Here is a 15741-nt window from a genome sequence, read left to right on the forward strand (position 1 = left end):
GGATGGAAGCGAGCGTCGATCTGCGTCGGCTGCGCAGCACCCTCGGCGACCCGGCGCTGGCCCGACTGGTCGCGGCACTCGCCCGCAGGATCGAACTGGGCCGCCCGCTGACCGGGCCGCTGGTGCTCGCGCGCCCGTCCGACGCCGAATTGCGCGCGATCCGCGGCCTGCTGGGGTCCCGCCGTGCCGGCGGCGGCTCGGTCACCGTCCCGCTCGACCGGGTGGCCGCCGCGCTGGCCGAGGCGGCGATCGCACCCGACCTGCGTTCCGCCGTCGAGGCGTTGACCGGGCCGGTCACACCGCGGGCCGTCACCTCCGCGGCCGAGGACGCGGCCCGGCGAACGGCCGGGGACGTACTGGCGGCGGGACGGCACGCCGGAACCGACTGGTACCGCGCGTGGAGCGAGGCGGTGGCCGTCGACGGAACCCTGACCAGGCTGATCCGCCGCGGCGAGACCCGACTGATCGACGCGGCCGTCGCCGTCCTCGACCTGCTCCCCGCCCCCGGTACCCCGCTGCCGGTCGTCGCCGAGCGGGCCACCGGCGACACCAAGGCGCTGTCCGGGACGCCCCTGGCGGCATTGATCGCGCGTGCCCTCACCTTCCGCGCGGGGGTCGACCAGCCGCGCGGTGCGGAAGCCGAACGAGACCTCTGGGAGTCCGCCGGTGTGATCATCGACGACCTCTCCAGCCACGTGCTCGTCCTCGGCTTGGCGGCGCACGGCGACGAGCCCCTGGCGGAATGGCTGACCCAGGCCGCGGTCCGGCACACCCCGTTCAGGATCACTCTGCACCAACTCGTCACCATGCCGGTCACGCCATCCGCCGCGACCGTCCACGTCTGCGAGAACCCCTCGGTCCTGCGCGCCGCCGTCTCCGCCCCGGCCGCCGCACCGTTGATCTGCACCGAGGGGATTCCCTCGGCGGCCTGCAACCGGCTGCTGACGGCGGTCGCCGATGCCGGTGCGGCCGTCCGCTGGCGCGGCGACTTCGACTGGACCGGCCTGCGCACCACCGCCACCGCGATCGGCCGCTACGGTGCCGAGCCTTGGCGCATGTCCATCACCGACTACGAGACGGCTCTCGCCGCCGGCGACACCGAACCGCTGCGCGGCACCCCCGCGTCCAGCCCCTGGGAACCCGCCCTCGCCGACCGGATGCGCAACGCGGGCCGCGCCGTCATGGAAGAACGCCTGATCCCGCTGCTGCTCACTGACCTGACCGCCGCCCGGCCACCGGCCGCATCGCCCGCGACCACCGAGCGGATGTAGCCGTCTCCGGCGGTGGTGGTCGGCCACCGACGAACCCGGCGGCAACGACGACTCATCGATCAATAAGTGCGGCTGGAGTACTAACTGCGCTCGCTCTTGGTAGTTGCTACCGAATCGCCTCCAGGCCGCGCGGCTCATGCCTGAACTGGGGACTCCGTCACCGTCATCCATCGGCCTTCGAGCATCCCCAACCTCGCTCATCGACGCCTACTTCACTGGCCGCCCACCCGGCCGCCGGTGCTCAGTTGCTATAGCCGGACCCGGACATTCGGTCTCCCCACGAAGAGATTTCGGCTTATCATCGGGCGAGAGTTCCATGAAGCATCCGCGAGCGACCGCAGGAGGTATGCCTCGTACCCACGCAACCCGAGTTAGTGGCGGAGCGACATGGCGAAGCAGAAGTCAGCGACATCTGACTGGGGCTGGGAGGACAAGACCGGCCCGGTCTGGGGCGCACAGGCATATGACACCAAGGGAGGACAGGATCACCTGGGCCTCGGCTCGGTGAGTTCCGACCGGATACTGCCGGCGCTGTCGCCGGGCATCAACGTGCTGACCATCCACCCGAGGTACTGGTCATTCTACGCGTGGGTGCTAGAGACATTCTGGAATCAGGGCGATCTTCCTCGGACAAGGGCATCGTTCAGGAGCTTCTACCGGCCTCGTGAGGCGCTGTTTTCATTGGCCTGCCACGTGTGCGAGGCTCCCGAGCACAACACGCTCGTCGGTAACATAGTGGGTTCGCGGCGCGTCAACCGTCTCCGGAACGACCAAAGCTTCGATCCCGAGTACGACTACATTAAGGAGCCTCTCGGTGGTTACGGTCTGTACTACCGGTCGGCCATGGAGGCGATGGGGGTTCTGGTCATAGCCGGAACGGACAATGGCTTCCCCTTTGACGCCCCGACCCCGGCTGGCAGGGCGCTTGCTGCGGCCTATGGGCAATCTGTCGAGAAGACGAACCTTGGGAAGATGCTCGCGGCCGATAAGATACCGGAACGAGTTTCGCGTCAGGATGTTGCCGCCTTCGCCTACGCAGCCTGCTTATGCGGACTCCGCGTTGCCGACAACTTTGATCTTCCCCTCGTCCGGGAGTTGTTTCTATACGCCGGTCACGCTGGTGAGCCTAAAGCTCGCAGGGAAACGATCCGGTTCGTCCTTGACCTCAGTCAGAGTTCACAGACGGTCGGCATCGAGGAGGACGATTTCCGCCAGCTCGCCTTCTATCGCGAGCTAAGCGGTGCAACGTACGAGCCGCGAGAGGACTTGGCCGCCGTTGCCCGCCGCTGGCGGCTCTATCAGGCGCGCGAGTACTTTTCCTTCGTTTTCAACCGCCTTTTGGGCTGGGTAAGCCGCACGGGGCTGGAAGAGTCCGAGGATGGGCTCTCACCCGTTCCTATCGGCCGACTCTGGGAGAGAGTCGATCGGGCCCTCGACGACAGCAGGTTCGTGAGCGAGACCGGCCTTGGCGACCACGTCGTGGACGCCTCTACGACAGCGGCGACCTTCGCTGACCTACTGGCCCAGCACGTTGACCTCAGTTCCGGTGTCGATGCCATCTGGCCGCGCCATGCCAGCGTCGATGAGCACGCACTCTACGAGCGGTGCAGCTCCCAGGTGGACGATGCCGAGACCTTGGTGGCGGGGCTGGCCGTCCTCCTGCTCCTTTACCGCCGACTCGGTACACCGGGACGGGTCGCCGACCTCGAAGCGGACTGGGACGTCCTCCGCAGCGGTGAATCGCTGCGGATCGGGATGCTCGGCTTCTTCAGCCGGCTCCACAAGAAGATGATCGCCGGAGTCACCCTGTCCGAACTCGCACGCTGGGTCATCGAGTATCACGTGATCATCCAGCACGAACGAGTTGCGACGTCCAAGCTTCCCCATGACACCTTTCGAGTGCGACGCTCCGGCGAGCAGCTGCGGTTCTTCGTTCAGGAGGCGCCAGCGGGCTTCAACGACAGCCGGTTTCTCGCGCTGAGCACGACCGTCCACGAACTGGGGTTGGTGAGCCCCCTACGAGATGCAAACCGCAGATTGACGGCGTCCGGCCGTGAACTGCTTGGGCAAGGGGATCTCGAGACAGGGGACATGGAAGCCGCGGCGGCTGCCTTCGAGCCCTCGCAGGGGGAGGCCAAGTGACCGAGTCGGCCGTCCCCGCACAACTTGTCGTGCCGGAACTTCTCCAAGGGCCATGGTCGAGTCTGATCATCCTGACCTTCGGGGCCGAGCTCGGCTTCTTCGAGAACAGGCTCCTCAGCCAGCTCTCGCAAGTGCCCCTCCGGGTGATCCTCGCCGATGGCGAGCAACTCGGAGCGAAATTCGCGGAGGCAGCTGCCACGGGCCAGCGTTGGAAACGGGCCAACCGGACCTACGTGGCCGGGCCGATCCGGCACCAACGGTCTGCGCACGCCAAGGTCATCATGCTGACCGCGGAGCACGAGGGACTACTGGTCGTCGGATCTGGAAACCTCGGTCACGACGGATATGCGTCGTCCGGGGAACTCTGGAGCATCTTCCGCTATCACGACGAACGCCCCGGCCACCTTCCGGAGTTCGTGGCAGCCCGATCTCTCATTGATGGCATGGTCACACGTGACCTCCTGGATCCTCCGGTCGTGGAGCTACTGGGGGACGTGTGGGGAACAGCGGCTTGGATGCCGGCCACGGGGGCCGCAGACACCTTCGTACGGCACAATCTCGCTCGCCCCTTAATCGAGCAGCTCGCTGACAGGGTCACCTGGCCGGTCCACGAACTCGTGGCGTACGCGCCCTTCCACGATCCGGAGTGTGCCGCCCTTGCCGCCCTGATCGCGAGGTTCTCCCCCGCAAAGGTCACCGCACTCGTGAGTAAGGGGACCTCCGTCGACCCGGAGCACCTGGACTCGGTTCTGTCGAAAGTGGAGGCGGCGTCCACGGAGGCCATCACCGTAGAGGGGCATGCTACGACCTACATCCACGCGAAGTGGGTACACCTGCTCGGCCAGGACAGAGAGGTACTCCTGAGCGGCTCGGCCAACCTGTCGCGCTCAGCCCTGCTGCAGTCCGCCGAGACCGGGAACATCGAGGTCGGCCTGATTCGCGAGGGAGCAAAGGGAGGCTTCGCCTCCATCTACGAGCACCTGGTTCGAACGCCCGTTGCGGACGTCGGAGAGTTCGGGCTTCGCATCCAACCTTCTACCAAGAAGGAGATCGTTCAGCCGGACCATCCGATCCTGTTGTGGAGTCGGCTCGACGGCAGGGCACTCACCCTTGTCTTCGACCGCTTCGACCACGACCCTCATGCAGGGCCGGAGTTGTCGGTGGCCATCGGTGGCGTGGGTCTTAAGTACGTCTCGATCCAGTTCGATGGGACATCCGTCAAGCTGCAACTGACCGCCGAGTCGGCCGCCATGGTGACGGAAGGAGGGGGCGTTGAGGTCCACTTCGGCGACGACGAAGAGGCAGCGAGCCACGCGTGGCCGTATCAACTCGGCCAGCTCCGAAGGCGCTTGGAGAGAACAGACCGGCGGGAACACCTGACCAGGATCGGCCGACTTCCAGACAAGGAAGCAGAACTGATCGAGCTCCTCCACGAGCTGGAACAGTCACTCATCATCGACGCCGCCACAGCCTGGCGGGTGGTGAAGCCGACTGTGCCGCCGCCCGAGACAGATGGCGAGAGTGCGTCGATCTCGTGGGACGACCTCGACTGGGAGCGTGTCCGACGTGACCCGCGGTACACGGGCTACCTGCCGCGTGGCCGCGGCCATGGCACCGCACCGTCCGACATTCAGCTCATCCTCGCTGCCATCAGCGGCCGCCTCGGGAATCTCGGCGTCTTTCCTCCAATGCTCGACAGCGACGATGATGAATCGGATCTGGCGCGCGAGGGAGGTATCGAGTCTGCTGGCAATGCGGAGGAGAACGAAGATGACACGGAAGATGAGGTGACGAGGCGGACACTTTCGATCAGCACCAAAGGCCGCATGGCCTGGAATCGGTTCATCAAGCGTTATACCCTCGCCACGCAGGATGATAAATTCCTCGAGGAGATGGGGCCACTGGTGGCTGCGACGAACGCGGCCATCTTCAGCAACCTACTGGAACAGCTCGCGGACAATGGCTACGCGGATGCACATCGCATTATAGAAGCCCAAGTGGCCCTTTGGGAACTGCTATGGGGGTCGCCTATGGGGCGAGGCGGAGTACTTGAAACGGTTGCCGAGGGTGAGAAATCAGAGATCGCAGCACGAATCTCAGGGGCAGGAGTACAAGCAGCGGCAATGCGGGCCATGGTCTGGATCTATGATCAGGATCTGGACGAGGCGCTGAGTAGCGCGGTTCGCGACCAGTTGCGCCACCTGATCGTCGTCCACGCATTCGGTCTCGACGAGCAACTTCTCCAAACACTCGACCCCCTGGGCAGCCGGACCCCGACCATGCTCGCCGTCCTCGCAGAGATCGCGAGAACCTCCAGCCAGCGGGAACAGGACGAGTACGTCCTCTTGCCCCTGGGCCTGTCGCGCTTTGCCGCCAGATGGGAAGTCGAAGAGGTCCGTCGCTCACGCGCTGGCCGAATCGCCACCCTGAAAACGGACGTCCTGGTCGTCCGCGAGCATGTGCCCGGTCTCAATAGCGACGGCATTCGAGCCGCGCTTGGCCGATTGGCCGTAGCACGCCACCTCGCTGGCCTCGATCACTCTTACCTTCGCATCCGCTTCGCAGGAAACGGATGGGACGTGGGGATCTGGGACGAAGGCAGTGACAAGGGCAAGCTTCTCATCAAGAGTAACGATGAACGGATCGAGGGCCTCGCTCTCGATCCTCCCTGGCCAGACTGGCTTTTCGTCCTTAACGAACTTCAAGATTGGGCAGGCAAACGCAGGCCCACTCGGGTTGTCGCCTAGATTGAGCCCCCTCAGTCGATAGGTGCCGAACGGCAGGTAGGACCGCTTCGTAATGATGAGAATCCCGAGTATGGGCGGAAGCCGAGGCACGATGCCATGCCATGCCGACTATTTCTGGGTTCGCACACCTCCCGGTTGGTTGAGCGGCTGCGGGTTCTGGCGAGGGCTGTAAGGGCTGTCTCGGCGTCTGGGCTTCTGTCTGCTTCAGGCGCAGCAAGCCGGGCGATGTCGCGGTGTCCTTGGGCAGCCCCCTCGCGCGGGCACGAGCGGGCTGACGATGGAGTGGATCAGGCTTCGTCCGGCTCCACGAGCAGGCGGTGGAGATCGGCTGTAACTACCCGGTAGCTGGTGCCGGTGCGGATGATTTTGCAGGGGAAGCGGTTCGCGCGGGCGAGTTGGTAGGCGCGGGTTCGGCCGAGGCCGAGGGCGCGGGCTGCTGTTTCGATGGAGGCGGCCTAGCTTGTTCTTTAACCTGGCCGGGGTCCTGGCCTGTGGGATCAGGCGTTCACCTGACATCAGGACGGCCTTGGCGTGATCATGTGCGCTGTTGAGGACGCAGTGTGATCACTACCAAGGCCGTGAGGATTGAGTCTGCTGGATGAGCGTGCCCGTGTCGATGCCCTGTCGGTGTTGTCCCGGTTCCGGGTCGGTTTTCATGGCTGTCTGACCGCCCGGGCGGACGCGCTGTTCGAGCGACCGACGCGCTGCTGTGCTCCGACGGGCCGGTGAGAACGCTGGTAGACCTGGCGTTGGCTCCCGAGCATCGGCGGGGGCACGGCGCACTGTACGACGGCTTGAACTGCGGCGGCCTGGACGTGGAGCGGTTCCGGATGTCGCTGGCCGCGCTGCCGTTGCCGCGGGCCGCCGATGGCCGGATCGTGCTGGCGGTCGATGTCAGCCCATGGCTGCGCTCGGACGCCCAGACGTCGGCGGAGCGCCTGTTCTGCCACGTGCACGGACGAGGCAAGAACGCAGCGCAGTTCGTCCCCGGCTGGCCGTACTCGTTCGTGGCCGCGCTGGAAACCGGCCGGACCTCATGGACGGCCGTCCTGGACGCGGTCCGGCTGGGCCCCGCCGACGACGAGACCGCGGTGACCGCCACCCAACTGCGCGGGGTGGTCGGACGACTGCTTGCGGCCGGGCACTGGCGGGACGGCGACAACGACATCCTGCTCGTCGCCGACGCCGGCTACGACGTGACCCGGCTGGCGTTCCTGCTGGCCGACCTGCCGGTCGAACTCGTCGGCCGGATCCGCTCGGACCGGGTCCTGCGCCTGCCCGCACCGCCGCGCCGACCCGGCACCAACGGCCGTCTACCCAGGCACGGCGGCGAGTTCGCGCTGAGCAACCCCGACACCTGGCCGCAGCCGCGGCACGCCACGACCACCCGGACCACCCGCTACGGCACCGCGACGGCCTCCTCGTGGGACCGGCTGCACCCACGCCTCACCCACCGCGCGGCATGGCTGGAACACGATGGCCGTCTCCCGATCATCGAGGGCACTTTGATCCTCCTGCGCGTCGAGCGGATCCCCGGCACCGGCGCCCCCAAGCCGATCTGGCTGTGGTCCTCACGCACCGGCGCCTGCCCGCAGCACGTCGACCGGCTCTGGCAGGCGTTCCTGCGGCGCTTCGATCTGGAGCACACCTTCCGGCTGTTCAAGCAGACCCTCGGCTGGACCGCACCCAAGTTCCGCACCCCCGAGGCCGCAGACCGGTGGACCTGGCTGATCATCGCCGCGCACACCCAACTCCGACTCGCCCGTCACCTCGCCGAGGATCTGCGCCGCCCCTGGGAACGGCCCGCAGCCGCAGGAAGGCTGACCCCGGCCCGGGTCCGCCGGGGGTTCCGGAACATCCGCGCGAAGACCACTCTCCCGGCCGGTGCGCCGAAACCCGGCAAACCTGGACCCGGGCGGCCACCCGGCTCCAAGAACCGGCGCCCCGCGCCCCGCCACGACGTCGGCAAAACGATCAAACGCGAGAAGACCCTTGCCGCCAGACTCGGGCAGCCAGGTTAAAGAACAAGCCTAGGGCCTGTTTAGTAAGTGATCTTGGTGATAGCTCGGAGCCAGATGTCGATCACAGCGATCTCGATGGTGGCCTGGTAGCGGACGGCGAGCTTGTCATACCGGGTCGCGACCGCCCGGTGCTGTTTCAGCAGGTTGATGCCGCATTCCACGGAGTGGCGAAGCCGGTAGGCGTCCGGGTCGAACACCGGCGGGCGTCCTCCGGCCGAGCCCTTGGCCTTGCGGTTGGCCTGTTGATCGGCCTTGATCGGGATGGTCGCCGCGATCCCGCGACGGCGCAGATACGCGCGGTTGGCCTTGGAGGAGTACGCCTTGTCGCCCAGAACCCGGTCCGGTCGGGTGCGCGGCCGCCCGCGCCCGGTCCGGGCCACCCGGATGCGTTCCAGCACTGGCCGGAACTGCGGGCTGTCCCCGCGCTGACCGGCGGTGATCAGCACCGACATCGGTTTGCGGCCCTGCTCGCACGCAAGATGGATCTTGGTGGTGCGGCCGCCGCGGGAGCGTCCCAGCCCGTGATCGGGAGGTTCGTCTCCGGGCGGCTCGACCTGCCCGCCGCCGTCGTGGCGGGCGCCCGCGGCGTGCTGGTGGGCCCGGTTGATGGTCGAGTCCACCGACACACTCCAGGCGACCAGCCCGGCGGCATCGGCGAACGCCATGAGCTTGGCCCACACCCGCGGCCAGATCCCGGCGCGCTGGAAGCGGCGGAACAGCCGGTAGACCGACTGCCAGTGCCCGTAGCGTTCGGGCACGTCACGCCACGGTGCGCCGACCCGGGTCCGCCATCGGACGCCGTCCACCAGTTGCCGGCGCGACCATTTGGCGGACGGCCACGTCCGCGCCCGTCCGGCAGCAGCGGCTCCAGGACCCGCCATTGCCGGTCGGTCAGGTCTTTGCGGGCTCCGATCGGTACGCTGGGCACGAGGTCTCCGGTGGTGATGGTCTTCTTGGTCGTTGATCCATCTACCGGGAGACCTCACTCGTCTCCAGGTGCGACATGCCGCCCGAACTAGGACTTTCTAAACAGGACCTAGCGCCCCCGGCTTCAGCCCGCAGAGTCCCCTTTGCCGAGAACCTCTTCGACCGCCCGAATGACCTTAAATCGGTCGTACTGCGAGGCAGCATGGAACTTCACCGTAAGTTCGTCCCATGCTCGTACATCTTTCTCAAAGGCGATCACTGCTGGATCAGATTCAGGCTCGTATCCGGCCTTCCTCAGCAGGGCGTACGGCTCGATACGCAGCTCTGGGTAGTGCTGCGCGAGCGCTCGACCGAGCTTCTGCACGTCGTGGTAAGACGGCCGCGTTCCGCTCTTCCATTGGCTTATGCGCTGTTCTCCGATGCCTGCTCGGCGCTCAAGCTCGGCATAGGTAACGGAGCGGTTGTACATGCGCATCTGGCCGTGAAGGTACGAGATGATCTGATAGGCAGCGTCCATGCCAAGAACCTAGCCATGAGCTAGTGGTGATTTGCGCGAGTGGCCGACGGTGGCCGTCGACACGAAAGCCTTCCCACGCTCAGGGGGGCTGGGCATTAGCTCTTCAACCGGGGCTTCTCGGCTTCCACCAGCAGGGACGCGAGGTGGCGTGCGCGCGCAGGAGGGTGGGCGTGCTGTAGGTAGGGGCGAGGTGTCCGCGCCCGCCGGTGCGGCGGGCGCCCGGGGCTGGAGGCCGGCGGCCTAACCAGGGTTATTGGGTGATGGCGGCCGGGTAAGTCGACGGACCGTCGGTGTGGGCGTATGCCGGTGACATGGCCAGATACCCCCAGGGCGGCGGGATGACCGCCGTCGGCCGTGACAAACGAGAACAAGTACGGATGCAGGCCGCGCAGTGGTTCACCGAAGGGCGGCCCAACGCCCGGATCGCCGCCGATCTGCGGGTCGGGCTGCGGCAGGTGGAGAAGTGGCGGCGGGCCTGGCGCGAGGGCGGGGCCGAGGCGCTGCGGTCCAAGGGTCCGCACGGGCGCCCGCGGCTGGACCAGGCGGCCTTCGCGCAGCTGGAGGCCGAACTGAACCGCGGCCCCGCCGCGCACGGCTGGGCCCATGACCAGCGGTGGACGCTGGACCGGGTCGCCGAGGTGATCCGCCGGCTGTTCGGCATCGACTACACCCGGCCGGGTGTGTCGCTGCTGCTGCGCCGCAACGGCTGGTCGGTGCAGGTCCCCGGACGCCGCGCCATCGAACGCAACGACCGGGCGATCGAGGTGTGGAAAGAGCAGGTGTGGCCGCAGGTGGAAACACCGCGGCGGACCTGGGCGCCTGGATCTGCTTCGAAGATGAGGCCGGTCAGGGGCTCAAGCCGCCCAAAGGACGCACCTGGAGCCGCCGGGGACACCGACCCCGGGTGAGCGTGCACGGCGGCGAGCACGGCTCGCGGGTCTCGATCGCCGGAATGGTCTGCTACCGGCCCGGCCACCGCTCCCGGCTGATCTACCGCATCCACCGCTACCGCCGCCGCAAAGACGAACGCGCCGGCTTCACCCTCGCCGAGTACAAGCGCATGCTCCAAGCCGCCCACCAGCAGCTTCCCGGCGGCAAGATCGTGCTGGTCTGGGACAACCTCGGCATCCACCACTCCAAGGCGATGCGCGCGTTCATCGATGCCCACGCCGACTGGCTCACGGTGTTCTACCTGCCAGCCTACGCCCCCGAGTTGAACCCGGCCGAGACGGTGTGGTCGCTGCTGAAACGCTCCATGGTCAACTTCCTGGCCACCGACCTGGACGACCTCGCCGGCATGATCAAGCACCGGCTCAAGGTCATCCAGCACCACCCCGGCGTGATCGACGGCTGCCTCGCCCCCACAGGCCTCACCCTCACCACCGCCATCACCAATTAACTCTGGTTAGACGAGGTGGCGGAGCTGCTCGACGCTCATGGGCGGGTCGAGGAGCTGCGCGGCCTCGTCCAGGGCCAGGTGACGGTCATGCCGCGGTGTCCTCGTCGTGGTAGGTCACGGTGCGTCCGTCGCGCCAGACGAGCGCGGCCGTGCCAGTGAACCGGCCGATCTCCATGCGCGCGACGGGCCGGGCGCCGTCGCCGTCGCGGCATTCGCCGGTCACGCATCGCGCCTCGCCGCTGCGCCGGTTCCAGCGCAGGGAGTACGTCGTGCAGTAGTCGCAGGGCAGTGGGAGTTGAGCGGTAACGGGTTCAGTGAAGTCCGGTCTACCTGGCGCCGGCTGGCGTTGGGGTTGGGGGAACGGGTAGTGGTTGGCTTCGTACTCGGCAGGTGGCTGGCAGTGGCACATCACCGATGGGGGAGTGTAGACGGTGATGGTTGTACCAGTCGATCCATTCGAGGGAGGCGTATTCGACCTGGTCACGGGTGCGCCAGGTTCGCCGGTGGATCAGTTCGGCCTTGAAGGTGCCGTTCAAGGCTTCGGCCGTGGCGTTGTCGTAGGAGTCGGCGACCGAACCGACCGATGCGATGCCGCCGACGTCGGCGAGGCGGGCGACGTACCGGAAACTGGTGTATTGGCAGCCGTTGTCGCTGTGATGAATCAGGCCGTCGGCCTGCGGCCGCCCTTCGCGCCGCCGTTGCCATAGCGCCATCTCCAGCGCGTCCAGGGGCAGGTCGGTGCGTAGATGGTCGGCCAGTTGCCAGCCCACGATCCGGCGGGTGTAGGCGTCCAGGACGAACGCCATGTACACCCAGCCTTCCCAGGCGCGCATGTAGGTCATGTCGGCCAGCCACAGCCGGTCCGGTCGGCCTGCGGCGGAGCGCCGGTTGACCAGGTCCGGTGGCCGCGGCACAGACTCATCCGGTGTGGTGGGGCGCCGACGACTGCCGCGCCGCACTCCTTGCAGCCCGTGTTCGCGCATCAGTCGCTCGACCGTGCACCGCGCCACCTGGATGCCCTGGCGGCGCAGCTGCTGGTGGACGCGCCGGGACCCGTAGACCCCGTAATTGGCTTGGTGCACGTCTTTGACCTGCTCGAGCAGGACGGCGTCGCATTGGGCGCGGGCCGAAGGCGGGCGGCGTTTGCGGCGTAGTAGGTGCCCGAGCACATGTTCAGCACCCTGCACACCGGCTCAACCCCGAAGCGGTCGCGAAGGTGGTCGACCACCGCGACTACTTCGTCCGGGACTGGCCGAGCTCGGCGGCGAAAAACGTACTGGCCGCCTTGAGGATCTTGTTGGCCCGCTTGAGCTCGTTGTTCTCGCGGCGCAGCCGCTTGAGTTCCTCGCGTTCGGCGGTGGTCAGCTGCTCGGGCGCTTGCCTGCATCGGCTTGGTGAGGTGGGCCACTCGTGCGGTCCCAGGTTAGCGGTGGGTGATCCACCAGGTGGCCAGACTGATAACGGCGGCGCCGGCGGCGGTGGCACTGCCGCGCACGAACGCGGTCAGCGCAACGCGGCCAAGCCGGGTACGAAGAGACGGGGCGGTCATGGGCGATCTCCTTCTCGGGGTGGTTCCGAGCCCTCTGAGTGGGCCGGGACAGCGACTCGATTGCACCTGTTCGATGGGTTTTCCGGCGTGAACCCGTCTGGTGTAGGACCGTGGTGACCTGGCCTCGGCGGGTTTTCTGAGGGGCCGGCGATCAGATCTGATCGCCTCCGTCTACAGCCGCACGGCCGCCGGCAACCAGGACCCAGGCGTCACTTGGGGGAGCTCATGATGAGGAAGGCACGGTGACGGAATCGGTGAGCGCGATCGAGGCCTTCGCTCAGCGGCTGCAAGAGCTGCATCAAGCGGCGGGGGCGCCGACCGGGAAGGCCATGGAGAACCGGGCGAATCGGCGCCAGCCGACCGTGCCGTTCAACAAAAGCTCTTTCAGTGAGTGGCGACGTGGCAAGCGGACTCCAGGCAGCCTGGACACCGTGCACTGGCTGGTGGAGGAGTACCTGCGACCGTTGGCTAAGGAGAAGAGCCCCGACACTGTCATCCCGCCGCCGGATTGGTGGCGCGACACCTGGACCAAGGCGCGCGCCGAAGCCAATGCTGGCGGCCGCCCGCCTACATCGCACCCGCCCGCGCCGGCATGGCAGTCGCCGCCGCTGGTACAGGTGGGACCGATCCCGCCCGAGGCTGACTGCTATCAGCACCGGGCTATCGCTGACCGGCTGGAGCAGCAGGCCGCAGCCGTCGGGACGGGAGTGGTGTGCCAGGTGTTGGCCGGCACGGGCGGGATAGGCAAGACCCAGCTGGCTGCCGCCTACGCCCGCAGCGCCCGCCAGCGCGGCGTGCAGGTGCTGGTGTGGGTCACCGCCTCCACCCGCGCCGGAGTTGTGGACGCTTACGCCAACGCCGCCGTCCGTTTGAAGCTGGCTGACCGCGACGACTCCGATTATGCCGCCCGGGTGTTTCTGGACTGGGCCGCCACCACCGACCAACGCTGGCTGCTGGTGCTGGACGACGTCCAGGCCCACGGCGACCTGCGCGGACTGTGGCCGCCGGCCTCCCCTGCAGGCACCACCATGGTGACCACTCGCCGCCGCGACCTGTCCCCGCCCGGACTGCACCCCGTAGTCGTGGAGGTCGGCCTGTTCACCGGCCAGGAGGCCAATGCCTATCTACAACACCGACTCGGCGATCTGGCCGCCGACCCCGTTCAGCGGGCCGCGTTGATCAGCGAGTTGGGACATCTTCCCCTGGCGCTGGCCCAGGCCGCGGCCTACATGCTCCAGCAGGACCTGGACTGCGGCCCCTACCGCCAACTGCTGCTCGGCAAGCTGCTGGCCGACACCGTCCCTGAACCCGACGACCTGGCTGAGGATCAGCGGATCGTTTCGGCGGTTTGGGACATCTCCGTTGACCGCGCTGATCAGGACCGCCCACGGGGGCTGGCGCGACCCCTGATGCAACTGGCCAGCGTCCTGGACCCCAACGGCATTCCCACAGCGGTGTTCACGAGCAGCACCGTCCGTGACTACCTCGCCTCCCACCTACCGGCCCCAAACGACCTCACCGATCAGACCATCGACCAAGGGCTGCGGTTGCTACACCGCTACAACCTGATCGAATACAACCGCGCCGCCGCCCATCACCAGGTCCGCGTCCACCAACTCATCCAGCGCGCCACCCGCGAGAACCTCCACTCCAAGCCCGACTACGGCCCAATCCTCTTGGCCCAGATCAGCCAGACCGCCGCCGACGCCCTGCTGGATGCTTGGCCACAGATCGAACGCGACGACCGCGGTCAGGTCCTGCGTGCCAACACCAGCGCCTTGCAGCGAGCTGCCGGCAGCGCTTTGTGCACCACCGACACCGGCGCCCACTTCGTGCTGTTTCGCGCCGCCAGCAGCTTGGGTGAAACCGGGCAGCCCATCGCGGCTTGCACCGCCTACACCAACCTGCACGCCATCTGCCGGCAAGAACTGGGACCCCACCATCTTCATACCCTGGACGCCCGCGGCCACTTGGCCTCGTGGCGGGGCGAGGCCGGGGACGCCGCCGGAGCCGCCACCGCGTTCGAAGACCTCCTGGCCGATCGAATGCGGGTACTGGGGCCCGATCACCCCGCCATCCTGAGCGCCCGCAGCAACCTGGCCTTCTGGCGAGGCGAGGCCGGGGACGTGAACGAAGCCGTCACCGCATTTGAGCGACTACTGGTCGAGTTCCTGCGCGTGTTGGGTCCCGACCATCCTCACACCTTGACCGCTCGCAGCAACCTGGCCATGTTCCGAGGCAAGGCCGGTGACAGCGCCGGAGCCGCCGCGGCATTCGAGGAACTCTTGACCGAACTCCTGCGCGTGTTGGGTCCTGACCACCCCCAAACCCTGACTGTCCGCAACAACCTGGCCGCATGTTTGGGCGAGGCCGGGAACGCTGCCGCCGCCGCGGCCGCGTTCGAAGAGGTCTTGGTCGAGTTTCTGCGCGTGTTGGGTCCCGACCATCCTCACACCTTGACCGCCCGCGGCAACCTGGCTGCCTGGCGTGGCAAGGCCGGGGACACCGCCGGAGCCGCCACCGCCGCCGAAGAACTCCTGGCCGATCAACTGCGGGTACTGGGCCCCGACCACCCCCAAACGTTGGCTACTCGCAACAACCTGGCCTTCTGGCGAGAGCAGGCCGGAGACGTCGCCGCGTTCGAAGAAGTCTTGGTGGAGTCTTTGCGCGTGTTGGGTGCCGACCATCCCCACACCTTGACCCTGCGCGGCAACCTGGCCGTGCGGCGAGGCGAGGCCGGGGACGCCGCCGGAGCCGCCACCGCACTCGAAGAACTCCTGACTGATCAGTTGCGGGTACTGGGTCCCGATCACCCCGCCACCCTGATGACCCGCGGCAATATTGCCTTCTGGCGAGGTGATGCTGGGGATGCCGCCGGAGCCGCCACCATATTCGAGGAGCTCTTGGTCGAGTTTCTGCGCGTGTTGGGTCCCGACCATCCACACACCTTGACCATCCGCGGCAATCTGGCCACGCGTTTGGGCAAGGCCGGGGAAACTGCCGCCGCCGCGACCGCGTTCGAAGAACTACTGGCCGAGTCCCTGCGCGTGCTAGGCCCCGCCCACCCGCACACCCTAGCCATTCGCGACCACATGACTTATTGGAAGAAAGCGGCGAAGCCCTCTGTGTCAGGCTCAGATGGGACACCAGGGGATGAAGTTCCCTAAC

General features: G+C 67.1%; 12 protein-coding genes. 7 read left to right on the forward strand and 5 right to left on the reverse strand.

Features of this window, described 5'->3' with window-relative positions:
- The first annotated feature begins 2 nt into the window (after positions 1-2).
- From F7P10_RS39130 to F7P10_RS39150, 4 genes are all read left to right on the forward strand, one after another.
- Positions 3-1271, forward strand: coding sequence for a TIGR02679 family protein (locus F7P10_RS39130; RefSeq protein ID WP_151017052.1), 1269 nt, complete (start codon positions 3-5; stop codon positions 1269-1271).
- A gap of 387 nt (positions 1272-1658) precedes the next feature.
- Positions 1659-3413 (forward strand): hypothetical protein, encoded by a 1755-nt coding sequence (locus tag F7P10_RS39135; RefSeq protein ID WP_218040272.1) that lies wholly within the window; start codon positions 1659-1661, stop codon positions 3411-3413.
- Positions 3410-6160 (forward strand): hypothetical protein, encoded by a 2751-nt coding sequence (locus F7P10_RS39140; protein WP_151017053.1) that lies wholly within the window; start codon positions 3410-3412, stop codon positions 6158-6160. The genes F7P10_RS39135 and F7P10_RS39140 overlap by 4 nt, the downstream gene beginning before the upstream one ends.
- A 725-nt stretch (positions 6161-6885) precedes the next feature.
- Positions 6886-8181 (forward strand): NF041680 family putative transposase, encoded by a 1296-nt coding sequence (locus tag F7P10_RS39150; RefSeq protein ID WP_218040273.1) that lies wholly within the window; start codon positions 6886-6888, stop codon positions 8179-8181.
- 20 nt (positions 8182-8201) lie between these two features.
- Here F7P10_RS39150 and F7P10_RS39155 read toward each other — a convergent pair.
- A protein-coding gene (locus tag F7P10_RS39155) for an IS5 family transposase (protein WP_254716849.1) occupies positions 8202-9094 on the reverse strand; the annotation gives its coding sequence in 2 pieces (ribosomal slippage) (positions 8202-9002 and positions 9005-9094; 891 coding nt in all).
- Between the two features lie 138 nt (positions 9095-9232).
- Positions 9233-9625, reverse strand: a complete 393-nt coding sequence (locus tag F7P10_RS39160; protein WP_151017054.1) for a helix-turn-helix transcriptional regulator — start codon at positions 9623-9625, stop codon at positions 9233-9235.
- A gap of 311 nt (positions 9626-9936) precedes the next feature.
- Here F7P10_RS39160 and F7P10_RS39165 point away from each other — a divergent pair, with 311 nt between their 5' ends.
- Both F7P10_RS39165 and F7P10_RS39170 read left to right on the forward strand, forming a co-directional pair.
- Positions 9937-10533 (forward strand): winged helix-turn-helix domain-containing protein, encoded by a 597-nt coding sequence (locus tag F7P10_RS39165; RefSeq protein WP_151008099.1) that lies wholly within the window; start codon positions 9937-9939, stop codon positions 10531-10533.
- Positions 10449-11024, forward strand: a complete 576-nt coding sequence (locus F7P10_RS39170; protein ID WP_254716850.1) for an IS630 family transposase — start codon at positions 10449-10451, stop codon at positions 11022-11024. The genes F7P10_RS39165 and F7P10_RS39170 overlap by 85 nt, the downstream gene beginning before the upstream one ends.
- Positions 11025-11109: 85 nt before the next feature.
- On the opposite strand, the gene F7P10_RS42955 is transcribed toward F7P10_RS39170, so the two are convergent.
- From F7P10_RS42955 to F7P10_RS45220, 3 genes are all read right to left on the reverse strand, one after another.
- Positions 11110-11247, reverse strand: a complete 138-nt coding sequence (locus F7P10_RS42955; protein WP_176611825.1) for a hypothetical protein — start codon at positions 11245-11247, stop codon at positions 11110-11112.
- Between the two features lie 103 nt (positions 11248-11350).
- Positions 11351-12211, reverse strand: a complete 861-nt coding sequence (locus tag F7P10_RS39175) for an IS3 family transposase (RefSeq protein WP_151017055.1) — start codon at positions 12209-12211, stop codon at positions 11351-11353.
- Positions 12212-12447: 236 nt separating this feature from the next.
- Positions 12448-12573 (reverse strand): hypothetical protein, encoded by a 126-nt coding sequence (locus F7P10_RS45220; protein WP_302851407.1) that lies wholly within the window; start codon positions 12571-12573, stop codon positions 12448-12450.
- A gap of 242 nt (positions 12574-12815) precedes the next feature.
- On the opposite strand from F7P10_RS45220, the gene F7P10_RS39180 reads away from it, so the two are divergent.
- Positions 12816-15740, forward strand: coding sequence for a tetratricopeptide repeat protein (locus F7P10_RS39180; RefSeq protein ID WP_218040274.1), 2925 nt, complete (start codon positions 12816-12818; stop codon positions 15738-15740).
- The last annotated feature ends 1 nt before the right edge of the window (position 15741 follow it).

Origin of the sequence: Actinomadura sp. WMMB 499 (genome assembly GCF_008824145.1) — a bacterium.
In the GTDB taxonomy this organism is placed as follows: Bacteria; Actinomycetota; Actinomycetes; order Streptosporangiales; family Streptosporangiaceae; genus Spirillospora.